The organism is Nostoc sp. GT001 (assembly GCF_030382115.1).
In the GTDB taxonomy this organism is placed as follows: Bacteria; Cyanobacteriota; Cyanobacteriia; order Cyanobacteriales; family Nostocaceae; genus Nostoc.
The window spans coordinates 6,977,506-7,003,018 of the sequence record NZ_JAUDRJ010000003.1 but is presented as its reverse complement, the minus strand read 5'-3'; the positions used below and the strand labels follow the sequence as shown (position 1 = coordinate 7,003,018).

General features: G+C 41.8%; 15 protein-coding genes and 2 pseudogenes. 9 read left to right on the top strand and 8 right to left on the bottom strand.

What is annotated here, in order from left to right; all coding sequences use genetic code 11:
- Positions 1 to 119: 119 nt before the first annotated feature.
- A pseudogene (locus QUD05_RS32615) lies at positions 120 to 3,198 on the bottom strand (peptidase domain-containing ABC transporter).
- A gap of 2,258 nt (positions 3,199 to 5,456) precedes the next feature.
- Here QUD05_RS32615 and QUD05_RS32610 point away from each other — a divergent pair.
- Positions 5,457 to 6,656, top strand: coding sequence for an acyl-CoA dehydrogenase family protein (locus QUD05_RS32610; RefSeq protein WP_289799662.1), 1,200 nt, complete (start codon positions 5,457 to 5,459; stop codon positions 6,654 to 6,656).
- Positions 6,657 to 6,774: 118 nt separating this feature from the next.
- On the opposite strand, the gene QUD05_RS32605 is transcribed toward QUD05_RS32610, so the two are convergent.
- The 6 genes from QUD05_RS32605 to ssuD form a co-directional block, all read right to left on the bottom strand.
- Positions 6,775 to 7,725: a D-2-hydroxyacid dehydrogenase gene (locus QUD05_RS32605; RefSeq protein ID WP_289799661.1), complete on the bottom strand. Its 951-nt coding sequence runs from the start codon at positions 7,723 to 7,725 to the stop codon at positions 6,775 to 6,777.
- Between the two features lie 3 nt (positions 7,726 to 7,728).
- Positions 7,729 to 7,872, bottom strand: a complete 144-nt coding sequence (locus tag QUD05_RS32600) for a hypothetical protein (protein WP_289799660.1) — start codon at positions 7,870 to 7,872, stop codon at positions 7,729 to 7,731.
- 396 nt (positions 7,873 to 8,268) lie between these two features.
- A complete protein-coding gene (locus tag QUD05_RS32595; RefSeq protein WP_289799659.1) occupies positions 8,269 to 8,772 on the bottom strand; it encodes a GNAT family N-acetyltransferase in 504 nt (167 codons plus the stop codon).
- A gap of 257 nt (positions 8,773 to 9,029) precedes the next feature.
- Entirely contained in the window at positions 9,030 to 9,800 is a 771-nt protein-coding gene (locus QUD05_RS32590) for an ATP-binding cassette domain-containing protein (protein WP_289799658.1), read from the bottom strand.
- A gap of 146 nt (positions 9,801 to 9,946) precedes the next feature.
- Entirely contained in the window at positions 9,947 to 10,777 is an 831-nt protein-coding gene (gene ssuC / locus QUD05_RS32585; RefSeq protein WP_289799657.1) for an aliphatic sulfonate ABC transporter permease SsuC, read from the bottom strand.
- Positions 10,778 to 10,875: 98 nt separating this feature from the next.
- Complete coding sequence (ssuD, locus tag QUD05_RS32580; protein WP_289799656.1) at positions 10,876 to 12,024, bottom strand: FMNH2-dependent alkanesulfonate monooxygenase; 1,149 nt, start codon at positions 12,022 to 12,024, stop codon at positions 10,876 to 10,878.
- Between the two features lie 966 nt (positions 12,025 to 12,990).
- Here ssuD and QUD05_RS32575 point away from each other — a divergent pair.
- Positions 12,991 to 13,749 carry a hypothetical protein gene (locus QUD05_RS32575; RefSeq protein WP_289799655.1) on the top strand — a complete coding sequence of 253 codons (759 nt, stop codon included), beginning with the start codon at positions 12,991 to 12,993 and terminating at the stop codon, positions 13,747 to 13,749.
- Positions 13,750 to 14,030: 281 nt separating this feature from the next.
- Positions 14,031 to 17,081, top strand: coding sequence for a TIM-barrel domain-containing protein (locus QUD05_RS32570; RefSeq protein WP_289799654.1), 3,051 nt, complete (start codon positions 14,031 to 14,033; stop codon positions 17,079 to 17,081).
- A 117-nt stretch (positions 17,082 to 17,198) separates the two neighbouring features.
- Here QUD05_RS32570 and QUD05_RS32565 read toward each other — a convergent pair whose 3' ends face one another.
- Positions 17,199 to 17,357, bottom strand: a complete 159-nt coding sequence (locus QUD05_RS32565; RefSeq protein ID WP_289799653.1) for a hypothetical protein — start codon at positions 17,355 to 17,357, stop codon at positions 17,199 to 17,201.
- Positions 17,358 to 18,423: 1,066 nt separating this feature from the next.
- Here QUD05_RS32565 and QUD05_RS34575 point away from each other — a divergent pair.
- From QUD05_RS34575 to QUD05_RS32540, 6 genes and pseudogenes are all read left to right on the top strand, one after another.
- Positions 18,424 to 19,161, top strand: a pseudogene (locus tag QUD05_RS34575) (iron uptake porin); the annotation flags it as partial.
- The gene (locus tag QUD05_RS34570; RefSeq protein WP_502911444.1) at positions 19,148 to 19,942 is read left to right on the top strand and encodes an iron uptake porin; all 795 of its coding nucleotides are present in this window, start codon (positions 19,148 to 19,150) and stop codon (positions 19,940 to 19,942) included. The pseudogene QUD05_RS34575 and the gene QUD05_RS34570, both read left to right, overlap by 14 nt.
- 592 nt (positions 19,943 to 20,534) lie before the next feature.
- Positions 20,535 to 22,169, top strand: a complete 1,635-nt coding sequence (locus tag QUD05_RS32555) for an FAD-dependent oxidoreductase (protein WP_289799652.1) — start codon at positions 20,535 to 20,537, stop codon at positions 22,167 to 22,169.
- Positions 22,166 to 22,495: a 4Fe-4S dicluster domain-containing protein gene (locus tag QUD05_RS32550; protein ID WP_289799651.1), complete on the top strand. Its 330-nt coding sequence runs from the start codon at positions 22,166 to 22,168 to the stop codon at positions 22,493 to 22,495. The genes QUD05_RS32555 and QUD05_RS32550 overlap by 4 nt, the downstream gene beginning before the upstream one ends.
- A 162-nt stretch (positions 22,496 to 22,657) precedes the next feature.
- Positions 22,658 to 23,716, top strand: coding sequence for an ABC transporter substrate-binding protein (locus QUD05_RS32545; RefSeq protein WP_289799650.1), 1,059 nt, complete (start codon positions 22,658 to 22,660; stop codon positions 23,714 to 23,716).
- Positions 23,717 to 23,965: 249 nt separating this feature from the next.
- The gene (locus QUD05_RS32540; protein ID WP_289799649.1) at positions 23,966 to 25,453 is read left to right on the top strand and encodes an amidohydrolase family protein; all 1,488 of its coding nucleotides are present in this window, start codon (positions 23,966 to 23,968) and stop codon (positions 25,451 to 25,453) included.
- The last annotated feature ends 60 nt before the right edge of the window (positions 25,454 to 25,513 follow it).

Below are 25,513 nucleotides of genomic sequence, written 5' to 3'. Positions count from 1 at the left end.
CATAGCTACGCTTCGGGCGTAGCCTCTCCGCCAGGAGAAGTATTCAAAATTTTACCCTTACAGGGAAGCAAGCTACGCGCAGAGTCTCGTCAAGAAGAAAAAGACTGCCCAATACCCCATCAACTAACTTGAGACAGTTGTTGTTGATTCAGGTAGTAATAATGACCTTTTTTAGCGATTAATTCGTCGTGGGTACCGCTTTCTACCAAAATACCTTGATCTAAAACCAGGATTAAGTCCGCGTTACGGACTGTAGAGAGGCGATGGGCAATAATTACACTTGTGCGTCCTTGAAGAATTGTTTTGAGATTGTTTTGAATAATCCGTTCTGATTCTGAATCTAGGTGACTAGTGGCTTCATCAAACAGTAATAACCGAGGATTTCCGAGCAAAGCACGAGCAATTGCTAGGCGTTGGCGCTGTCCACCAGAGAGCATTCCGCCGCTTTCACCAATTTCGGATTCGTAAGCCATCGGTAATTTTTGAATAAATTCATCGGCTCCAGCATATTTTGCTGCTTGGATAATTTCTTCTGAAGAAGCATTTGGATAAGCGATCGCAATGTTTTCGCGAACAGTCCCACCAAACAAAAAAGTATCTTGGTCTACAACGCCGACTTGGGAACGGAGCGATCGCATAGATACACTGGTGATATCGTTACCATCAATGAGGATTTTGCCATCTGTCGGTGGGTATAGACCCAAAATCAATTTGCTGAGAGTTGTTTTTCCAGAACCGCTGCGTCCTACGACTGCAACCATCTGTTCCGGCTTAATTTCAAAGTTGAGATTTTCTAATACGTTAGTGTCACTTTCTGGGTGATAACGAAAGGTAACATTCTGAAAACAAATGTTGCCGCGGAGTTTACCCAACGACTTGCGGGGTTTAGTTTCTAAGTCTTCTTCTGGTTCCGCCTCCAACACATCATTAATACGTTCAGTGGAAATCACGATTTCCTGTAATTCATTCCACAGCAAAGCCAGTCGCTGGAAAGGACTCAAGACGTTACCCACCAACATATTGAAAGCAACTAATTGTCCAATAGTTAGTTCGCCATTAATTACCTGGGTCGCTCCATACCACAGCAATGAAGTATTTACAAAGGTGTGGATGACGCCACTGATAATTTGCAAGCGATTGTCAATTATTTGAGCATTAAAGTCTTTTTTGATTAAATCATTCAGCAGTTCCTCCCAACGCCAACGCACTGTCTGTTCAATTGCTAATGAGCGGACGGTACGAATTCCGCTTAGGGATTCTATGAGATAGCTTTGTTCTTTGGTAGCTGCATTAAAAATATCTCTGGAGATGCGGCGCAAAATACTTGTGCTGGCCAGCGCCAAGATAAAAAATGGCGGTACAGTACACAGCACGAATAATGCCATCCGCCAGCTATAGGAAAACATCAAAGCCAGATAAACCACTAATGTCAGCATATCCAACACAATGGAGAGTGTCTGACCAGTCAGGAAGTGCTGAATTTTCTGGTTTTCTTGGATGCGCGAGATTATATCTCCAACGAAACGCGACTCGAAATAAGCAAGGGGTAAACGGAAGGTATGTTTGATGAAGCCTACGAGTAAGGCGATGCTAATGCGGTTAGCAGTGTGAAATAACAGATATTGCCGTACACCGTTGACAGCAACACCAAACAACCCAAAAACAATCATTCCTAAACCAATGGCGTTTAAGGTTGGAACGCTGCGTTGCACAAGTACTCTATCGAGCAACAATTGGGTAAATACTGGCGTTACTAACCCAAATAATTGAATGACTATCGAAGCGATGAAAATTTCTAGCAGTGTTCGATAGTGAGGTTTGACTAACTCAAAAAATTTCCAGAAGCTTCTACTTTCGTCCTTAGCACTTTTTAGTAGAGCCTGTAGGTTGCAGTAACAATGCATAACCACTCCAACCCGCTTGAAATTCAGCTTTTGTCAGACTGCGTTGACCAAGGGCTGGGTCGCATACAATCACCCGCTTTTTGGTGATTTCATAGACAACAATAAAGTGTTTACCTTCCCAGTGAGCAATTGCAGGTAAAGGTTGTTCTGCTAATTTATCAAGAGTAGCTTTCACCGGACGGGTGGCAAAACCCAGGTATTCTGCTGTTGTTGCCATAGCCTTGAGGGATGCACCGTTGCGAGTGACATTGGTCATATCCCGTAGGCGATTGATACTAAAATGTTTGCCCCAATAGTTACCAATCATCACCAAACAAGCAGAGCCACAATCAGCTGCACTTTGTTGGGCATAGAAGGGATAGCTTTTGGTAATCCGCTTCCACCAATGCCCCATTTGTACTTTCGGGCTGGGAAAGTAAAAACGTGATTTTTTTGTTGGCTGTTGTTGTGACTGCTTCTCTCTTTGGGGAAAAGGAATAATTTTAGATTTTGGAGATTGAATTTTTTCTCTAGCACCCAGTCCCCAGTCCTCCAATCCCGTTCCGCTGACGCTCATGGCAAAAGCCCACTCCCCTAATTCTGGGAAGTATTCTCGTGCTGTTTGCATCTGGTCGTTTTTCAGAATGTAAGCAATCGTTGGTTGCGTTGTTTGCCAATCTCCTTGTTTTGGTTGAGCAAAGATTGTACCTGGTGTCAAAGAATCGCCTTCAGAATGCCCCAACTGACCTTTATACAATAGCCACAACTGTGAATCTTGGGATATTTGTGGACTTACAGAGCCAGTTTCTAACTGGTGTCGCTCAAACAAAGATAAGGCTTTGAGCATTCCTGAAACTTGTGATGTATGGCGTGGGAATTGTGATACTTGGCGACATAACAACAACAAATCCCAAAGTTCTGCACGGGCAAATAGGCGATCGCGAATGCTAGGATACTTGTCTATCAACCTTTGCAATGCTTCTTGCCTAAAATAGCCAAGTTTTAAGCTGGTCGAAGCTCTAGCTACATAAGGACTAAAGTTAGCTTCAGGAAACAAGGTCAATTCACCAAAAACAGACCATGCACCAAAGGTAGTAATTAAATTCTCAGAGCTATCTAATAGTCTGACTTTACCTGTAAGAATAATGTATATACCAGGATTCGTCTGTGCAGATTCCCAGAATTGCTTTGCTGATGGTGGCTCCACAATCTCCATTTCTGCCAAGAAGTTCTCTAATTCTTTTTCTGAAAGTTTTGTACCCAAGGTATACAAAATTCTTTCACCCACATGTTGCTCAGAAAGCACTGGTGGCATTTTTTAATCTCCACAAAAAAAATTTAGTTATCTATCAGTCGGAATCCAATTCAAAACTTCATTAAAAATATTATTTAATCCGGTATTTTCACCGAGGAAACTCTAAGCTTTACTAGAGTAGATTTTAGAGAGAAATAGTATGGCAGCAAAGCAGCTCTCTTTTACATACAAAGTATTTTTATTGAGTGGCCAATCTACTTGTTGCAGCCAGTTATTGATGTGGCAATAACTAGTGTAAATGCCAGAATATCTAGCTAGAGCTTTGTTTACCGACATTTAGCTTCAAGAGCAACTAACTGCATTGACAGACTCCACACAAATCAGGATTGCTCATTTTTGCAATCAGCAGTGGTTGGAAGTGATGATGAAGAGAAATTCTTTTTGGAGCATAATTTGCTATATCCAGCAATAGCTATGCAAAATATTTCATTTCTCAATCACAAACTCTCAAAGTTTTTTCTAGTTCGGAATAATGTTATGGCTGAAAGTTAGCTTTCATCCTCTTGAACAAGACCTGAATCGGAAGAATTCTTAAAAGAATGTTTTCAGACATTCCTAACTTGTTAACAGCCTTGTCTTGACTTAAATGGTGTGACATAATTGTAGTTAGAAATTGCATTGAGTCGTAAATTATGTGGAAACGTAATTCATTGCAGTTGTGTGATCAAAGCCTGACAGCAAAAAAACCACAACTACAAATCTGACTAACGCTGTAGTGTTAATCAGAAATTTACACAATGTGCAATTAGGTCCCGGCATATTCCCTAGTGCTTTGGCGAGTCTAGGGGATAGTCTCCGGGATAGCTTCATCCTTATCATGCAACCTGGAACAAAAGAGGATTTTGAGTAGGCTACAGGAAACAGAAGACTATAAAAACTATAAAGCTATAAAAGCACATCGTAATTTTTGTTTAAGTAGTATTTTACCAATTAAGCAAAACTCCACTTAAACAAATATTGCTTAAGTTTGCTTGGAGATTCCAGAGTGGATCTTTTTCCAGCACTGCTTAGTATTTTTAAGGAGCATCTAGCAAGTTATTTAACGTTTGTATTATACCTCCTATAGTGTAACAAATGCAAGTGACTAAAATAGACTTGCGAACATCATCATATTTACATACAAACATGATATTTACATAATTAGCTTACACTCCTTAGCACTTAAATTTAGATATTTTAGTAGTTTCTTAATGTAAATTTTCTGACAAGTCACCTAATAGATGATTTTTAACAAAAAAAATATATTTCACAACCATTTATACATTAAATCTTTAAATAGCTAGGCTGCATAACATGATGGTAGCCATAACGGCGACTATTGTTTGCTTAAAGGTGACAATTAAGTTGTTTAAATTAGCTGTGAGGTAAAACACATTAATGTTGTGATCCGGCACACACACTAGTTAACTACGGCAATCTTAGCATTTTTCCTATCAAGGGCATAGCAGCAATACATATTGCAGCTTGATAGAAGTTGAGAAATAAGCATAATTTTAAATGAGCCTATAGTTCAAAAAATGACAATAAATCGCAAATTCGTCTTTTAAAACCTAAGATTGCGATGCGATCAAGTCAAGTAGTAAATGGATAAATTGAATGGTGGTTATAAAGCTAGTGCTCTGATGAAATTGTGACACCATAGATTTGGTTAAATATAGGAAATCATCCATAGCGGTTCTCACTCAGATCGGGTACATCTTCAAAGTTAAAAAATTTATATATGAAGTCTAGTTATACCTCAGTAGCAGAGAAACCGCTATAAAAGCAACCAATATCACCTTGCTTGCGATCGCCAATGTTGTTGCTGTATATTTATCCATTAGAAAATCTACTTGATGAGAAAATTATCCCTGCATTATCTAGGGATCTTTATATTACTCTCAACAGAGAATATTTAAACGCTTGTTTCTCCGTGCTTCGTTCCAAATGCGGAGATTTAATTTGAATAATGATTAGCTTAAAAGACCAGTAGGGAATTCAGTTCCTAAGTTGTGGGGCGATCGCTGAATTTTCTACTTGGCTTGCTCTATGAAAGGAGTTTGTGTCATACTTAACTGAGATAATTAATTACTAAATCTCGGTCGATTTTAAGTAGTATTTCACAAGCGCTAGAAGTATACAGTCTGGGTAATGAGGATTGCAGATTGAGGGGAGACTGCCGTCATGGGAAAAATTTTGATGTTCCTGCAAACTTGAGATGCTTCCATATTGAAAAACATCTCTGATTTAGTAGTACAGTGAATTACGAAGGAGTATTTATGTCACAGTTGGAGCAAGCAGTGCCAGACACCTTTGTAGCCCAAGGCTTAGAAACTCTCTCCAATATTTTCGACCGAGTTGAGGCTCTGTCCAAAGATTTTGCCACCCGTGCAGGGGTACACGATAGAGATGCTTCCTTTCCCTTCGAGAATTTTACAGCTTTGCATGAGGCAGGATTGCTCAACCTCACCATTCCCCGTGAATTCGGTGGACAGGATTTGGGGTTGGCAACTATCTGCCGGGTGATTGAAGGGATAGCGCGTGGTGATGCTTCGACCGCATTAGTACTGACAATGCACTATCTTCAACATGCTCATGCAGCCCGTAGCCGTCGCTGGCATCCAGAAGTATATAGGCGGCTGTGTCGTGAATCAATTGAAGGTATTGCCCTGCTGAATGCTGCCCGTGTTGAACCAGAGTTAGGAACGCCAGCGAGAGGCGGATTACCTGCAACAATTGCCGAACGAACAGCAGATGGCTGGCGTTTAACAGGACATAAGCAATACACCACGGGCAGTCCTATCCTCAGCTATTTTGTTGTTTGGGCACGGACAACTGAAGATGAACCACAAGTTGGGAATTTTCTAGTTCCGCGCGATCTGCCAGGTTTGCGAATTGTCGAAACCTGGGATCACTTGGGAATGAGAGCTACAGGCAGCCACGATCTCATTTTAAAGAATGTATTAATTCCCTCAGAGTATGCTCTCAATATCAACCCCATATCTGCTGCGCCATCTTTTGATCCACTGATTTCCACTTGGGGCAGTTTGACAGTGAGTGCCTTATATCTCGGTGTTGCTAGTAGTGCGCGAGACTGGCTTGTTAAATATCTTTGGGAGCGATCGCCTTCTAATCTCCAAGAGCCACTGGCAACTCTGCCACGCTTCCAAACTGCCGTGGGTGAGATGGAAGCACTGCTGTTTGCTAATAATAGATTGATTTATAGTTTGGCTCAAGATATTGACAAGGGCAAATATGAGCCTAACCTAGGATTACAGGCACAGGCTGTTAAATACCTCACCACAACCAACTCAATTCGTGCTGTAGAAATTGCCTTAGAACTAACTGGTAATCCTGGTTTATTAAAAAGAAATCCTTTAGAGCGTCACTACCGTGACGTTTTGTGCAGCCGTATACATACGCCGCAGAATGATGTTATTTGCCAGTCATTAGGGAAGTCAGTGCTGAAAATTAAGTGATTGTGAGCAGGGGAGACAGGGAAGCAGAGGAGAAGTTACAGTAAATTTTATCCCCTCTGCCCCTCTGCTCCTCTGCCCCTCTGCTTCTTTCTTGTACCCCATGCCCAATACCCAATATTTAGTATCCTGCTTGCTTATCTACAACATTCCGCAAGGGCTGACCAGTTTGGTAGCGTTGAAGATTGTCGATAAATAGTTGTGCTATGCGTTCTCTGAGGCGTGGCGACAAGGCTGAACAATGGGGAGTGATAAAGGCATTCGGTAGCGACCATAAGGGACTTTCTGGCGGCAGAGGTTCGGTTGCAACAGTGTCTAATCCAGCACCCGCAATCCATCCCTCACGTAGTGCGGTAAGCAATGCAGCTTCATCTACGATCGCACCACGAGCAATATTAATTAGGTAAGCAGACTGACGCATAGAGCGCAATGCAGTTTCATCGATCAAGCCTTTAGTTTCTGGGGTTAGTGGTGTAGCAACAACTACATAGTCTACGTGTGGGAGGAGCGATCGCCACTCATCAGCACCCACAACTTTGTCAAAATTCGGTAGGGGTTCAGGATGGCGGCGACTACCCCACACTGTAACTCCAAAGGCTTTGGCACGAGAAGCGATCGCTTGACCGATATTTCCTGTGCCGAGAATTAATAAAGTCGCGTCTGCCAACTCTTCGAGAAACACTCCTCTTACCCAAGTGTGTTCATTCTGCAAAGTTTGCAATTTCCGCAGATTCTTGGCGTGATAGAGCATAAATGCGAGTACAAATTCCGAAATTGGAATTGCATGAACCCCTGCACCATTAGTGAGGATAATGTCCTTTTGCAAAAAAGTTGGTGTGAGGATGTGATTCACGCCAGCACTTGGTGACTGTTGCCAACGCAGCGCGGGTGCTGCTGTCAGTACTTTGTCAAGGGTAGAGGTTCTCAGGTAAAATCCATTGACATAAATCTCTGCATCACTGGCATCACCATCGAGATTACCTTCACTATCCACCTCTACTACATCTATATTAGATGGTAGGTATGGCTTTATATCTGCAATGAGATGATCGGGTAAAATTAGTTTCACCATTAGCTACTCCCTAATTCCATTTTTAGTTTTGGATTTTGGATTGTGCAACTCAATCGGCAGCACCTCATCTACTCGTACAATCTGTGTATTGGATGGTAGATGTGGCTCAATGTCAGTAACCAGATCGAGCGGCAAAATGAGCTTCATTGTAGATTACCTCTTCTTTATTGACAAGGCTATAGGAATCCGGTTTGATTCCTGAATTTGGTTGCGTAGACAGGGCACAGGGAATAGAGGACAGCGAACAGGAAAGAATGGATAGATCCGTACTGAGTCTTGTTCACAAATCAAATAGGAATTCTATATCTCTGGAAATTGCCTATGTTTGACAAAACTGAGTGCCATTTTTTATTGGCACAAATTATGATGATATTTAGTAATATTTCAAGGCTGATTATTTGTAAGAATTCAGGAGTCAGGTGGTCGCCGAGCGACTTGCCTTGAGCGTATCGCTAAAGCGAAAGCTCCGCTAACGCGTAGCGTCTCGTAGAGAAGTCGAAAGGAGTCGAGGTGAGTCAGAATTCAGAATGGAATTAGGAACGATTATTTAATCTGTAAATACATAAACTCTAGATCAAAATATTGGTTATTATATTGATACGCTCTTTTCTCTGTTCCATATATTTGAAAGCCCAATGATAAATAAAGTGGTTTTGCTAAAAAGTTGCTTTTAACAATATCAATTAATAAAATTTCCACCTCATTAATAGCTTTTGCTCTTTCAATTAATTCATTTAATAATAATTTACCTACACCCTTTCCCCGATATTCTTGTTGAACATACATGCTACTAATATATGCTTTATGCCTGAGTTTTATTCTTGATTCTTGATGAAATGCGACTATCCCAATTAAATTTTTATCCTCAAAATATCCCAAAATAAAATTATTGTTATCTGCTGGAATTCTATCCCGAAATTGTTCTATCGTCTTAATTACTTCTTCTTGATATGTTGTGCCAAATGAATCTGGATTTTTATCTAAAGCTTCTAGTCTGATCTGTCTATAATCTTCTGCATCATACTTTGTTAATTTTTTGACGATCATTAGATTCAATATAAATGATAGATATTTGTGTATTATTTATTTTCAATAAAGCAATATAGATTAAGATTATTATATTTTAGTTTGTCTAGATCGTGAATATATAAAAAATCCCCCAGACTGGCAGAGAGTAGAGTTAAGAGGTATTTTGAGTATTCATAAATATTCTTTATTGGTATAGGCAAGTTTTAATCTCGAAGTAGCATATTTACCGCAGCTACCTCAAGTTTAATATTGATTGACTACAAAAAGCTTAAATTTCAACTACTCAGCTGTAATAACTGGTTGTTTAGCCGAGTACTTTCATTGCTCATTACTTGCTCTAAAACTGCTTCTCTGATATTGATAAACACTTCGCTACTTCTATCTCGTGGGCGTGAAAGTCTCACAGGCAAATCCATAGAAATCTTTCCTTCATCAATCACTATCACTCGGTCTGCTAACGCCACAGCCTCTTCTACATCATGAGTAACCAAAAATGCAGTAAATCTTCGTTCTTGCCATAAGTTTTCAATCAAACCCTGCATCTCTAACCGAGTTAGAGCATCCAATGCTCCCAAAGGTTCATCTAGCAACAACAAACGGGGCTGACTAACTAACGCTCTGGCCAATGATACCCGTTGCCGTTGTCCTCCAGACAAAATATAAGGCCACTCATCAGCCCTATCTTTGAGTCCGACTTTATTGAGTGCCCACAAAGCTTTTTCACGCCAATTACCTTCTAAGCCCAACCCCACGTTCTGAACAACGCGCTTCCACGGCAGCAAGCGGGGATCTTGAAACATCACTGTTACGGAGCGGCTGAGTCTACGCAGTGGTTCTCCATCCAATAGTATTCCGCCTGAAGTTGCTCTATCTAATCCTGACACCAGACGCAATAAGGTACTCTTGCCACAACCACTTCGTCCAACAATAGCGACAAACTCACCTGCTTCAACTTCTAAATTCAGCGAGTTTAAAACAGTTTTATTACCAAAAGCTTTCGTCAAATCCAAAATACTTAATTGTGTACCCTGTACATTTGAACTCACTTGCAAAACCTCCTTTTCGAGAACAACTGGAATTATTATTTATTTGATTGATCAGACGTTGAAGAAAGCAAATCACAGTCAAAATTAATAGAATTCAAAAGTTAAAATCAGGAATTTTCAACCTTTGAGTCTGGTGAGTTTAGCTTTTATGACTTTTGGTAATTGGGGTTCCAAGCCAAGAATTTTGTTTCTAATCCTCTGGCGACAGCATCTGCTAATTTACCCAGCAGTGCATAGATTACAATACTTAAAACCACAACATCGGTTTGCATAAACTCACGGGCATTCATTGCCATATAACCAAGACCAGAATCTGCCGCGATCGTTTCTGCCACAATTAGTGTCAACCACATAATCCCCAAGGAAAAACGGACACCAACGAGAATCGAAGACAAAGCTCCTGGAAAAATTATTTGCCAGAGAAGTTGTGGTGTTTTTAATCCATAGACTTTTCCCATTTCAATCAGTCCAGGGTCAACACTGCGGATGCCATGAAATGTATTGAGATATAATGGGAAAAATACCCCCATAGACACTAGAAATAATCTAGCTTGATCGCCAATACCAAACCAGAGAATCACTAGCGGAATTAATGCCAAATTAGGGATAGTACGAAGCATTTGTAAGGAACTATCCAATAACTTTTCTGCTACACGGGAAAAGCCATTGAGCAATCCTAAACTAAAGCCAATACTGCCACCAACTATAAAACCAGATATCGCCCGCCCAGCACTAATTCCTATATGTTGGAACAGTTCTCCAGTCGATCCTAGTTTAATCGCTGTAGCAATTACACCACTTGGTGCTGGTAAAATCCTGCTGGAAAGTAGGCCAGTTCTGGAAGCAAATTCCCAAAGAACTAGTACGGTAACAGGTACAATCCAAGGAACTAATTTCTGGAATTGTTGGTTTTCCCACAAGCCGTTCAGAAATATTATATTGTTGTTGCTTTTGGTCTGTTTAAGAGAAATAGTCATGGGATTTGGGATTTTAGATTGTCCACAAGGATTAATCTAGAAGCATCGTTGGCATAATTCGCAACTTGCTCTTTAATTACGAATTACGAATTATTAAGTCATGAAGCACTTGTTAATTGTTTCGCAATTTTTTCATTGGCGAAATCTTTGCCAATAGGACTTAAGACTGGTGGCGTTAAAGGTGCAGGTTCATTCTGCAAAGGTAGACGTGGAAATAATAATTCAGCGGTGCGATACGCTTCTTCTAAATGGGGATACCCAGAGAAAACGAATGTTTCTATCCCCAAATTGCGATATTCCAGCATCCTAGCAGCAACGGTGTCGGGATCTCCAACTAAGGCTGTACCAGCACCACCCCGCACTAATCCAATTCCTGTCCAGAGGTTGGGGCTAATCTCTAAGGCTGCTCGACTACCACTATGTAGTTGACTCATGCGCCGCTGTCCTTCAGAATCAGATTGAGCTAAGTCTTTCTGAGCTTTAGCGATCGCATCCTCATCGACATACTTAATTAGCTCATTGGCTGCATCCCAAGCAGCTGACTCGGTTTCTCGCACAATTACATGCAAGCGAATCCCAAAACGGACTGTTCTGCCTTGTTCAGCCGCCAATTTCTTAACTTCGGCAATCTTTTGGCCCACTTGTTGTGGAGGTTCACCCCAAGTCAGGTAAACATCTATATGTTTAGCAGCAACCCGCTTGGCGGCAGCAGATGAGCCACCAAACCACAAGGGCGGATAGGGTTTTTGAACTGGTGGAAATAAGAGTTTACCGCCTTTAATATCCAGGTAGTTTCCTTTAAAATCGACTGTTTCTCCACTGACGATACCCCGCCAAACTCTGAGAAATTCATCGGTTAAATCATAGCGATCGTCATGACTAAGATGCAAGCCATCCCCAGCCAACTGCACCGGATCTCCACCTGTCACTACATTAATTAACAATCTTCCTTGAGAAATTCGGTCAAATGTTGCTGCCATCCGTGCAGCAACACTTGGGGAAGTAATTCCTGGACGAATTGCCACCAGAAATTTCATCTGCTTGGTGACAGAGATGAAAGCAGCGGCGGTTATCCAAGCGTCTTCGCAAGAACTTCCTGTGGGTAACAATGCGCCAGTGTAGCCTAAACTATCCACAGCTTGGGCAATTTGTTGTAAATAATCAGGTGTGACAACACGAGAACCAATATCTGTGCCTAAATAGCGTCCGTCATGAGATCCAGTAGGAATAAACCAAAGAATTTGCATTTGTGTCAGACAGGGTACAAGTACATGTGCTACGATAAATCGATCGATTTACCGGAGTTTATAGTCAGCATTTTACAGGAAATTATTTAAAATGCCAGTGATAGATTAACGATTCATAAAGAATAACTGCCCACAAGATTGACGTTCTCACGCACAATCCCGATAATCATTACACTTTTGTTGCAACAATAGCTGTCGTGAAGAATACAAGTTTTGTGTCAATTACCCACATTTTTGCGCCTTGTAAGTGTTTACTTCTGGTTTCATCGAGAGAAACCTTAATTTTACTTATTGGCAAAATTACCTGCGAAAACCAAATTTTTGAGTATGCTTATTGTTTCAGAATGTGAAATACATCATTCTATAGATAGATAATGTGTTCAAGATTACTGATTTTTTACGTTTTTTCTATAACAAAAAATCATTCAAAAATCATTGTATCAACATGCAATTAACTGTATTGTTGAATGTTAGATAAGATGTTGGCTAATAATAAATAAGTTCCACAATTTATGCAGGTACTTTCAGAGTCTTGATGTAGTGGTGAATTAAATAATTTGTAAAATTTTTTTACGAAACAAAATGGAAAGTCCGCACCTATGAGACGGATAAACACTGAAAAAAGCGCAAGTTGCACTAAGGATAAAAGCCAGAGTCAACGCAAAATAAAAGCTTGTTGTCTGCTCATATTTTCGGGCAAGTTTGAAAATACACGCTAATACATAGCAACTATACAGTTATTAAGAATTTATTAAATGTTTATTAACTGTCTTAACTGTCCTTGTATTTGCATTCAACTTTTAATAAAGTGTTGAAGAGAATTTTAAGTAATGCCCGCTGGGGCACGTGTCAATTAGCTTAGGTGGAGCAAGTGCCACCGACAGTTTGTATTCAAACAGTAAGTGAATGCTCTCAACTGCTTTGTTTGCTGTGAGTAGATTTTGTCGAGCAGAGGAAAAGTAAATTATGACAAGCACGCTGATACATAACGTGGAAAAGCAGTTAAACTTTTCCGGTTCGCACATAGATGCGAAATACGTTGTTGATGTAACCAATTATTACATCAACAACGAAACGATTGTAGTTAACCCACATATGTGGGATGTTTCAGTTGGTCAGCCCGTTAGAAATATCATTCCTGCTTTCTCCTCAACTATCCTCAAAGACATAACCATCGAGAAGGCTCAAGCACTGATATTGATCGAGGTAAAAGACACCACCAATATCGGAAATATTATTTTGGAAGAGGGTTGGGTTCTATTAGGCGATACTATGGCAGACTCTCCCAATGGTGGCGACACTAGCGAACTCCCCTATCCTAAGAATACACCTCTATGGAAATCGCCACAAGATGACGCGGGTATTGTAGAGATCGACCCGTATTACATGACGAGGCAAGCAAAGACGCCGAGTGAAAAGCAAAGCTTTGTCGTAAAACTCAACTTATGGTTTGCCCCCTCACACACCAATTGTTTCATACACAACAAGCATGACTTCATAGAAATCCATACAGAGATATTTGGTACTGGCAGAATGCAGAAGTTCAAAGCTCAAGATTATGGCACTCTCTATGAAGACATGTTAATGAGTCCAGGTTTTACAACTGCTGTGCCATTTTGTCAAGTTGAAGAAAACAGCAAATACATTTATCCGTGGCATCAATATTACGCAGATACAGATTGTATTTGGATGGCAATAGAATATCATCCGTTGGCTAAAGCTTAAACTAAGCAACTTTATTGAGGGAGATTGCCAACTAAATTATGACATGGCGATCGCTAATTACCAGTCACATCCTTTGTCCTTGGCTCCAACAGATTGCACTACTTAATCTTGAGAGTCTGGGGTAGGAAGTTAAGGTAGCTCTACCTCAGTCAGTCTCTCACACAATTTCCTTCAATAATAACAAGAATAGAATTTATTCGCTTTAGATTCAGATAAATCTGATGGTGAATGATTTTAATCACTGAGCGATTGAGACAATTTTGTACTACCAGAGCATAATCATGTCGAATATAATTTTTTCTGAAAAAAGAGCCTACAAATTTCTCAAAGTAGAAGAGTATTTTGGTAGGTATAAAGAATGGGAGAAGCTTCTAGAAGTCAAAAGTCATGCCTTCGATGCAGACTCAAAAACTTTGACGCTGAATTTTAGCAAGAGTGATGGCAATCCATGCAGTATACTCATACAGTTCCCGCAAAAAGATACTTTCCGGTTGCGCTTCAATCCTAAAAAAACTGCCAAGGACTATTCTTCAAAAAATAGTCCTTCAGTACTTTTGAACAACTTTGAAGATTTGACGAGACTGACCGAGAATCACGAACATTTTGACATTGAAGTAGTAAAAGATGTCAGCAACGGCATTGAACTGGTGACGAAGAATGTAGATAATAATCCAGAAATGAAAGTGGTTGTCAATCATCAGCCATTTTCAATTACGGTCTATATGTTTGCTCCCCATGAAGAGTATATTGTTTGGCAGACGGCAGATACTCCGATTTACTATACCCCTAACGGAAATAATGATTACGCCATTATCCAGGCAGTGAACAAGCCAGCCAATGCCAAATATGTTGGCTTTGGCGAACAAGGCGGGCAATCTCTAAGCAAAAATACCGCACAAGTCAACTATTTCAACTTCGATAATATGCGGTATCGGCAAGTTTACGATCGCGGTCCTTTAGATCCCCGAGAACCTCTTTACCACTCAGAACCGTTCTTTTACGAATTTCATGGCGTTCCCGAACACGATAGCGTCACTGGCGTTTTTATTGATAATACTGGTCAAGTCCTAGTGGATATCGGTTATATCAACTCCAGTCGCTATATGATTGGGACTCGCTTTGGGGATCTTGACTTTTATTTTTTTATCGGACATAACCCTGCCAACATCCTAGATAGTTATACCGAAATTGTGGGCAGACCGCGCTTGAAACCCCGCTACTGCTTGGGATATCAACAAGGTTGTTATGGCTACGAACGTCAAGATATCGTAGAATGGGCAGTCCGCAAGCATCGGGAATACCAAATTCCCCTTGATGGTATGCATGTCGATGTAGATATCCAGAAGAATTACCAAACCTTCACGATTGATACAGAGAAATTCCCCAACCCCTACGAAATGTTTCACAACTTGAAAGAACAGGGCGTGAAATGCAGCACCAATATCACCCCAGTGATTAGCCGCCTAGACCCCAATTATTCAACTTACGCTGAGGCTAAGGACAAAGGGTTTTTCGTCATAGACAGACGTTACGATCCCGGAAATCCTGATAGCAAAATTTACCAGCTTTACGGTAGCGGTCATCAATTCTCTCCCAATAATGGGTATGTTGAAGGTTTCAATAGTGGGGAACCCTATATTGGTGGGGTTTACTACGGCAACGATTCTAACGGTAATGAGCTAGGGGCTTCTGGTCATTACGCGGATTTAGGTCGGCAAGAGGTACGTGATTGGTGGGGAACCCAATATAAATACCTCTATTCGATGGGGCTAGAAATGGTTTGGCAGGATATGACAACACCTGCTATCCGCGATTATCGTGGGGATATGAAGGGCTTTCCTTTCCGTTTATTAGTGACGGATAATTCCCACTCTGATGCCGAGCCGACATTAACTCCAGCGATTAAGGTGTGGAATTTGTACTCTTACAATCTTCACAAAGCCACGTATCAGGGATTAAACCGTCTGCACGAAATCAAAGATTCCAGATACCCGAACTTAAGCGAAAGAAAAAACAAGCGGAACTTTATCATTGGACGCGGTAGCTTCAGCGGTGTCCATCGCTATGCAGGATTGTGGAATGGTGACAACTCTTCCGACTGGGATTTTCTGAAGATGAATGTCTCTCAAGTGCTGTCTCTTGGTTTGTGCGGATTAGCTATCAATGGGCAGGACATTGGCGGTTTTGAAGCTTCAGCGGTGGATGAAGGCAAATGGGCTAGTCCAGAATTGCTGATTCGCTGGACGGCGGCGGGTGCTTTCTTGCCCTGGTTTCGGAATCATTATGTCCGCAAAGGGCGTAAAGAGTTTCAAGAACCATTCATGTATGTAGAATGGTTTAACCAATATCAGGGTGGCAAGCTGCCCGAACCGCAAAATCTGTACCGGATGGTACTGCCGATTTGCAAGCATTACATTGAATTGCGCTATCGGCTGATGCAGTTGTTCTACGATGGGATGTTTGAAAACTCCCTGAGTGGACTACCGATATCCAGACCCCTGTTTATTAACGATCCCGGCGATCAATCCCTCTACAATGACAAAGAAGCTTTCCTAGACAATGAATTCTTTGTGGGCAAGGATCTGTTGATTGCTCCGGTTTTAGATCCCCAGGAACCTCAATCAATTGAGAAAAACTACGGCAAGCGGGATGTTTATGTTCCCTACGGCAGCGATTGGTACTGTTTTATGAACAATACTATGCCCCTTGGGAGTGTTGTTGAGGGTGGAACAACTATCCGAGATTTTGATGCTAGTCTTAATCTGGAAGGCGATCATATTAACTTCATTGTGCCGATGTATGTGCGTGCGGGTGCTATCATTCCGACGATTGAATTGGAACAATATGTAGGACAGCTGAATAAGGAAGGTAAGCCTAATCCGATTACTCTGAATGTCTATCCGGGTGTGAGTGGTAAGTATACCATGTTCTTAGATGATGGTGTGAGCCGTTCTTCTGCTTTTAAGATGCCACCGAACTCTGGATGGGATGAGGAAGCGAACGATGAATATCGTCGGACTGAGATTACCCATCGTTACCCTGATAAAAAGACTCGCGAAATTAATGTAAAGCGGGTTCATGATGGTTACACGCCAAAGCTTGAAACCTATTTCTTTGTGGCAGTATTGCACGATCCATCTGAAACTAAAGGTGCTTCAGGTTGTTTGAAGAGTGTGAAGATCGCCGGACAAAGTATTCCACAGGTGCAAGGGAGTTCTAATCTCAACTCTTCGCCTCAGAATGCTTGGTATTACAACGAAAGCATCAATATCAGCTTTGTGAAGGTGTTTGATAATAGCCCAGACATCACCATCACAGCAGACTATTTCTAATGGCTGATCTTACAAAACTTCAAGATTGTGAGGAAAAGTCTTTGATAACAGTCCGTCGATCAAAATACAGGCAAAATACAATGCCTAAATTTGCATAAAAACTTGGTTTTTGAGTTTTTATAAAAGCCGTGCAACAGCCGACAAAAACGACTGTTGCACGGCTTTCGTCTGAAGAAACAGGATGCAGCTAAAAGCGATCGCAATTACAAACAGAAAAGTCATACCTACAGAAACGCCTAGCAGCGGCAGCATCAGAAATTGGCAAGAATTCAGCACCCAGGTGGTCGCCGAGCCTGTCCTGAGCGTAGCCGTAACCCTCCGGGGAAGCAAGCTACGCGCAGCGTCTCCGGCAGGAGAGGTGAGTCAGAAGTCAGAATTTACGATTCTTTAACTATTCTGACTCCTGAATTCTTACAGAAATTGACTTAACCAAGAAATTTGACATATTTTCGCCTCATAGAAAATTACTAGGTCTTGCATTGTACCAAGCTCTATGCAAAGATAATTCTACTAAAGTACGGTAAGTCGATAGAACTATCGTACTTGTGTAACGATTGATGCTGTCAAAATATAGCTGATTACAAAATAGTGTTTTCAACTAATGTTAATTGGCAAATAATCACTTGAATCGAAATCAAGCTTTCGTCAATGTCAGTAGCCATTGATGAACTTTGTACAGCATAACTAAAAAATGGACTTTAGGATGTTTCAGAAGTATCAGTTCATATAGTGTGTGGTTGAGTTTACCTTAAAAATAAAGAAGTCTTTGCTAAGTCATTTATTGTCTAATCTCAGAGGGTTTTAGGCTTATTTAAAGCGTCACAATTCCTAGCTCACTGCGAATTTGGGATTTTACATTCAACTACTTAGTACTGGGTTCGATATTTATCAGAATTTTGCGCTTTTTTCAGCAGCTAAAGCTTTGGTAAATCGATGTTCCAACCATTAGCTATAAACATTAGAACAATGATTTATCTTGTCTTTTATGTCCAATAAAGGGCTAATTTATTCATCTTTAAGGTTGAGGAGTTAAGGAGTCATGTCGAAATTTCGCTGGAATTATAGATCCATAGTGTTCCTGCTTTCGGTGCTAGATATTCTAGCTATCCTGGTTTTTCATCCAGCCAAAAGTCAGGCTGAATTACCTAAATCTAATGTATCTACTATTGAAGTAGAAGAGAACAAAGCTCCAGAAGCAGTTGTCAATCAAACAGTAGACACTTTAATTGCACCAGTCACTCTTAAAAAAGCTCCAAGCGATCTCCAAGATCGAGTCATACCTGTATCACAATTGTTGCAAGCTACACCGCCAACTAAGCAAAAAGCTCCAAACAATGCAGCAGGGCAAGTTACATCCGTCTCGCAACTATCAGATATTAAGCCGACAGATTGGGCATTTCAAGCATTACAGTCTCTAGTTGAGCGCTACGGTGTAATTGCAGGATATACAGATGGTACATTTAAAGGCGATCGCTCCCTAACGCGCTATGAATTTGCCGCTGGGTTGAATGCAGCTTTAGATCGCCTCAATGAACTAATAGCGACTTCGACAACAGATTTAGTCAAACGCGAAGACTTGGATACCATCAAAAAACTACAAGAACAATTTTCTCCAGAACTCGCCCAACTTCGGGGACGCGTAGATAGCCTGGAAGCACGAAATGCGAAGTTAGAAGCAACTCAATTTACAACCACAACCAAACTTATAGGTCGTGCCCAGATTGTTCTTGGTTCACTTCTGGCTGGCAATAACGTCGTTACCAAGAGACAAGCACCTCGCAATGTCACACTTCAAGGCTCAACTTCTTTACGGCTAAACACCAGTTTTAACGGTAAAGATTCACTAAGCTTGTCACTATCAGGTGGAAATATTGAATCGTTGGGACAAACAAGAGTTGAATCCACATTATTAGGAACTTATGAGGGGAGGACTGCTGATAACTCCAGTATTACTTTTGCACGTAACACTATTACTCTCGGTGGTGTTCGCTATCGGTTTCTACCTAATCCAGATACCCAAGTCAACATTTATGCCCTGTCTGATGGAGCTAGTGAGATAGGTCTTTCTGAGCCCCGTTAACCCATATTTTGAATCGTCTTCTGCAACTGGTGCTAATGGGATTTCACGATTTTCACGGCGGTCTTTGGTCTATAACTATGGAGATAGCGGCCCAGGAATTGCCATACTCCAGCGATTAGGCAAACAGGTTCAATTCGGGATAGCGTACAGCGCACCAAACGGTGGTAATCCCACACCTAATAATGGCTTATTTACAGGCAGGTATTTAGCTTTAGCACAGTTAATATACTACTCCTCTAATCGGAATTTTCGGGTGGCTGCAACTTATGTCAATACTTATAGCCCAGCGAATACACGAGGTCTAAGTGGAACAAACTTCGGCCCAGCAGTCGGGAGTAACCTGGTAAACAGCACCGTGGCTGGAACCGGAACTGTGGGTAATCTTTATGGTCTACAGGCGTTCTATCAAATTAGTCCCAAGTTGGCAATCAATGGGTGGATAAGTTATGCAGCACACCGCTATTTGGGACGCGGAGATGGTAATGCTATGGATTGGGCGGTAGGACTAGCATTCCCGGATCTTTTTAGTGAAGGTGCGCTAGGTGGGGTTTTAGTTGGTATGGAGCCGAAACTCACCAGGCTTAGTAAAAATGTAGATTTGGGAGCAGGTGTGGGACAAGCAGACAAAGATACTTCCCTGCACGTTGAGGCATTTTACCAATATAAAATCGGAGATCATATTGAGGTTACGCCGGGTTTGATCTGGATTACTGCACCAGACTCTGATTCCAGCAATCCTGATAGTTTATATGCTTGGGTTCGTACTGTCTTTAGGTTTTAACCTTTGACACTCCCCGGACTGAATAAAAATTTTTACATTCGTTTAATCAAAAGTCCGGGGATTCTTGAGTCGTGAAGTACCCCTTTTTGCTTCGCTGAAAAATTTGCTCTCCAATTTCAACTACAACAATGACGGTCTTATTCGTCTCGAACTTAAGTATTTTGTGAACCAAAATTGGACAACTACACAAAAGACGTTATACCAATTTAATGTGAAGTTGCACATATCTTGATCCCCCTAAATCCCCCTTAAAAAGGGGGACTTTGATAGATGTTTTTCCAGTTCCCCCCTTAATAAGGGGGGCTAGAGGGGATCGAATTCTATGCAGCTTCATAAAAAATTGGTATTACAGAGCAAGCTATCGAGAAAGATAACTCAGTTGATTTTACATAAAGTTACGTTTGAAGTTGTTTGGTAAAATACTTGCTTTTTGCCGAAAACTGTGAAAGACTTTATTATGCTACAAACTACGGTTTATCGATCAAGATAATGTATTTATGCGATGTCAGAGCTAGTGAGAACCTGTATTAAGGGATGACAATTTCTAGATTTTTAAATATTTATCTTGCAGTATGGATGGGGTAAAGACTTGATGCTTAAGACGTTAACAAACGATTTTGAACTCGACTTAGAAGCAGATGTGCTTGTGATTGGAGGTGGGCTAGCTGGAACTTGGGCGGCTTGGAGTGCTGCATCAAATGGAGCTAGAGTGATCCTCGTAGATAAAGGGTATTGCGGCACAACTGGATGTGCTGCTGCATCTGGGAATGGTGTGTGGTACGTGCCACCAGATCCAGAAGCACGGGAAACAGCGAAGGCAAGTCGGGAATCGTTGGGTGGGTTTTTAGCCGATCGCAATTGGATGGATCGGGTACTGAATCAGACTTATATCAACATTAATCAGTTAGCAGAGTGGGGTTATCCCTTCCCTACCGATGATGAAGGCAAACCCTCTCGGCGATCGCTGCAAGGGCCAGAATATATGCGGCTGATGCGGCGACAAATTCAACGCGCTGGAGTCAAGATTTTAGACAACAGCCCCGCCTTAGAATTACTAGTTGATGACGATGGTGCTGTTGCTGGTGCAACAGGTGTGAACCGTCAAACTGGTGAGAAATGGATAGTGCGATCGCAGTCCACAATTATCGCCACAGGTGGCTGTGCATTTCTCAGTAAAGCGTTAGGATGCAACGTCCTGACGGGGGATGGTTATCTGATGGCGGCAGAAGCAGGGGCCGAGATGTCGGGTATGGAATTTTCTAATGCTTATGGCATCTCTCCCGCCTTTTCTTCAGTTACCAAAACCCTGTTTTATAATTGGGCAACCTTCACCTACGAAGACGGTACTGTAATTCCGGGTGCGAGTTCTCATAGACGGTCAATAATTGCTCAGACATTACTGCAACAGCCAGTTTACGCCATCATAGACAAAGCGGCAGAATCAATGCGGGCATCTATGCGTTTAGCACAGCCCAACTTCTTTTTACCCTTTGACCGTGCAGGTATCGATCCATTTACTCAACGGTTCCCTGTGACTCTGCGCCTAGAAGGAACTGTGCGCGGTACAGGGGGGATTCGGATTGTAGATGAGAGTTGTGCCAGTTCTGTGCGGGGACTTTACGCGGCTGGAGATGCCGCTACACGGGAACTAATTTGTGGCGGATTTACTGGCGGTGGTAGTCATAATGCGGCTTGGGCAATATCTTCTGGCTATTGGTCAGGAAAATCGGCTGCTGAATATAGCCGCAGTTTGGGAGAACAAAAAACTCAACGACAAGTTAAGGGTGTTGGAGAGGTAATATTAGAGAGTGGGAGCGTAGCTTGCCGCCGAAGGCATCGCACCTTAGCGACTGATGAAATTATTCAGGCAGTCCAAGCTGAAGTATTCCCTTACGAAAAGAACTATTTCCGTACAGAACAAGGCTTAACCGAGTCTTTGGGTAAGCTAAATCATCTTTGGCAAGAACTCCGCAGTAGCCAGGTAACATCAGAGAAAGAGCTAATCCGGGCGCGAGAAGCTGCGGCAATGGTAGCCACAGCACGATGGATGTACAGCAGTGCCATTGAACGTAAAGAAACTCGTGGTATGCACAAACATCAAGACTATCCAGAACAAGATGCTAACCAGCAACATCACCTAATTAGTGGCGGATTAGATCAAGTCTGGGTGAAGAGTCAGCCGCTAAGTACAGAAAAGTCTTTATCTAAAATAGGAGCAGCAGTGTGATTGAGTTGGTCAGCGAATCGCGGTGCATAAAATGTAATATCTGCGTGAATATTTGTCCAACTAACGTGTTTGACAGAGTACCTAATGCGCCGCCAACCATTGCCCGACAAAGTGACTGCCAAACCTGTTATATGTGCGAGTTGTATTGTCCAGTTGATGCTCTTTATGTTGCACCAGAGAGCGATGTGACGACTTCAGTTAACGAAGCAGAATTGGCAGAAGTTGGGCTACTGGGTAGTTATCGAGAAAACATTGGTTGGGGACATAAACGCACTTCAACAGCAAAAGCCGATCAAACATTCCAAATTCTGAAGCAGATGAAATAGTAACGTGATGTGCAACTTAGTTTTAGAACCCCTCTCCCAACCTCTCCCTCACAGGGAGAGAGGCTTTGATTCTTGCTCCCCTTCCCTAGTAGGGAAGAGGGGCTGGGGGTTAGGTCTGAGAAAAAGTTACACACAGCGTATATATAGGCGGAGAAAATAGTCATGCTGTCGTTACCAGTAGGAACAAGTTATATCAGTAAAAATAAATTTACTTTCAGATTCTCAATTTCAGTGGCTTGTATCCTACTGTTAGTAACTACAGGATGTAGCCAAGGCGAAAATAAATCTGCTCAATCCATTGAGGCTGTTAATGTCAATAACAATGTTGCTGCATCCAATAATATTCCTACACTACGTATAGGTTATGTAGGTAGTTCAGAACCTACAGGGCCACTTGGTTGGGCAAAGAAAAAAGGAATTTTAGATCGGGAGTTGCAAAAAGCAGGATTTAAAAACATTACTTTTGCAAGATTTCCTAATGGGCCGGATCTAAATGAGGCGCTTGTCGCCGGACAATTAGATGTTGGCTCTTTAGGCGATACACCAGCCATAGTTTTGAGAGCAAGGGGTCAGGAAACGCGACTGCTGCGGATTACTCAATTTAATACAACCGCTTGGTTAGTGGCGAAAAAGAATGGTGCGCGATCGCTTGCTGAACTGAAAGATCAAAAAATAGCTACCCAAAAAGGTTCTTATATGCATCGATACCTGCTGGGTCTATTAGCTGAAGCTAAAATTGCCAAGGATGTAAAAGTTGTTCACTTGATGACTACTGAGGCAAAAGCGGCTTTAGAACGTGGTGATATAGCAGCTTATGCAACTTCTAGCGATATGGGGCCTTTTCTGAAATCACAAGGGTTTCCAGTGATTGATTCTTCGGCAAATCATCAGGGTTTGTCAGGGACATCATTAGTTGTCGCAACCGAAAGCTTTTTGGCGAAACAACCTGACTTTCCCAAAAAATTTAACGGAATTCTGACAGAAGCAGCCAAGGATTTAAAAGCTAATTCTGAAGAATATTATCAGTATCACGCACAAACTACTAAATATCCCCTCGATATCATCAAAATATCGTACCCACTGAAACAAATCTCAGAAGAACCATTACCAGCTGAGGGTGTAAAACTTTTAGAGGGAACAAAGAAATTTTTAGTCTCGCAGGGTTTAGCAAAGTCAGACTTTAAATTAACAGATTGGGTTGTTAATGAACAGCCGCGTTAATTTTATTTATCTTGTTGATTAAAGTTTTTTTAACGAACCACAGAGGCGCAGAGAACGCAGAGAGAATTTATGGAGAAGGAAGTTATCAGTGAAACTGATTTTGGAGATTTTGTCTTTACTAAGCACGCCACATGATGTAAAGGAAAATTCCAACTTCTTCAAAAGAATTGCTGTTGAGAAGAAAGTAAACAAACTTCTGAATCAGCATTGACTATCTACCCAATCTAATTGAAAAATCAGGTAGAACCTATGACTATTGCATTAGAACGTCCTCAAAAAACCAAGTCTGCTCAAATTCGGGAAAAACTGGGTTATCCCATCATTGATACTGATGTACATACCCAAGAATTTCCCCCAGCATTCTTGGATTATTTAGAGCAAGTTGCTGGAACTGCGATCGCACAGCGTTTCCAAGAACACTTACCCGGTGCATCTCGCTCTAAATGGTTTAAGCAATCTTGGGATGAACGCCGCACTTACCGCACCGCCCGCCCTCCTTTCTGGACTCGTCCCACTAACGATCCCTTAAATTTAGCTACTGTTAGTTTACCGAAGTTGTTGCACGAACGCTTACAAGAAGCTGGTACAGACTTTGCCGTTGTGTACCCCAACTTGGCAACGATGGCCCCACACATCGGCAATGAAGAAATGCGGCGGGCTGTTTGCCGTGCGGCTAACACTTACCACGCTGATATTTTTCGTCCTTATAGCGATCGCTTAACGCCCATTGCGGCAATTCCCATGCATACGCCCGAAGAGGCGATCGCAGAATTGGAATACGCGGTGAAAGTACTGGGACTCAAAGCCATTCAAATCCCCGGACATATCCGCCGCCCCATTCCCGCCTTCGAGAAGTATGGCGAAGAAGTAGCCAACGAAGCCATCTGGATTGATACCTTTGGCTTGGATAGTAAATATGATTACGATCCCTTCTGGGCGAAATGTGTAGAACTGAAAGTTGTACCCACCACCCACTCTTCCGGTATGGGGTGGATCAATCGGCGTTCCATTAGCAATTACCAATATAACCATATTGGTCACTTTGCATCGGCTGGAGAAGCACTGTGTAAATCTCTGTTCTTTGGTGGTGTAACTCACCGCTTCCCCACACTCAAGTTTGCCTTCTTAGAAGGAGGTGCAGCTTGGGGTGCTAGTTTGTACGCTGATTTGATTTGGCATTGGGATACTCGCAATAAAGACCATTTGGTGGAAAATAACAATCCCGCCAATATCGATCGCGAAGAACTGTTAGAACTATATACCCGTTACGGCGGCGAATTAGTACATGGTCGTTTGGATCAACTAGGTAGTGGTTTAGGTTTCCACGCTGAGTTATTATCTCCCCTAGAACCAGGTGATTTAGATGAATTCGCTGTTGCCGGAGTTACCAAGCCAGAAGATATCCGCGATCGCTTCTTGAATCACTTTTACTTCGGTACAGAATCAGATGATACCCGTGTAGCTCAAGCTTTTAACCGCAAAGCTAACCCTTATGGCGATCGCGTTAAAGCCTTCTTAGGTTCCGATTCTGGTCATTGGGATGTACCTGATATTACTGCGATCGCAGCTAATACCTATTCAATGGTAGAACGCAAGATTATCACCGAAGAAGATTTGCAATATTTCCTGTCAATTCATCCCTTGGAGTTGTACACCAGCCTGAATCGTGACTTCTTCAAAGGTACAGCTGTGGAGAAAACCGCAGATGAATTTTTGGCTGGGAAAGAGACGCGATAAATCGCCGTCTCTACAAAGGATTGATTCTGCTTCTTTGCCAATACCCATAAACAATTTGAA

Excerpts from the sequence above, each read along its gene's own strand:
- QUD05_RS32610 (WP_289799662.1), top strand. The coding sequence starts at position 5,457 with ATGTCACAGTTGGAGCAAGCAGTGCCAGACACCTTTGTAGCCCAAGGC.
- QUD05_RS32605 (WP_289799661.1), bottom strand. The coding sequence starts at position 7,725 with ATGGTGAAACTAATTTTACCCGATCATCTCATTGCAGATATAAAGCCA.
- QUD05_RS32600 (WP_289799660.1), bottom strand. The coding sequence starts at position 7,872 with ATGAAGCTCATTTTGCCGCTCGATCTGGTTACTGACATTGAGCCACAT.
- QUD05_RS32595 (WP_289799659.1), bottom strand. The coding sequence starts at position 8,772 with ATGATCGTCAAAAAATTAACAAAGTATGATGCAGAAGATTATAGACAG.
- ssuC (WP_289799657.1), bottom strand. The coding sequence starts at position 10,777 with ATGACTATTTCTCTTAAACAGACCAAAAGCAACAACAATATAATATTT.
- ssuD (WP_289799656.1), bottom strand. The coding sequence starts at position 12,024 with ATGCAAATTCTTTGGTTTATTCCTACTGGATCTCATGACGGACGCTAT.
- QUD05_RS32575 (WP_289799655.1), top strand. The coding sequence starts at position 12,991 with ATGACAAGCACGCTGATACATAACGTGGAAAAGCAGTTAAACTTTTCC.
- QUD05_RS32570 (WP_289799654.1), top strand. The coding sequence starts at position 14,031 with ATGTCGAATATAATTTTTTCTGAAAAAAGAGCCTACAAATTTCTCAAA.
- QUD05_RS32555 (WP_289799652.1), top strand. The coding sequence starts at position 20,535 with ATGCTTAAGACGTTAACAAACGATTTTGAACTCGACTTAGAAGCAGAT.
- QUD05_RS32545 (WP_289799650.1), top strand. The coding sequence starts at position 22,658 with ATGCTGTCGTTACCAGTAGGAACAAGTTATATCAGTAAAAATAAATTT.
- QUD05_RS32540 (WP_289799649.1), top strand. The coding sequence starts at position 23,966 with ATGACTATTGCATTAGAACGTCCTCAAAAAACCAAGTCTGCTCAAATT.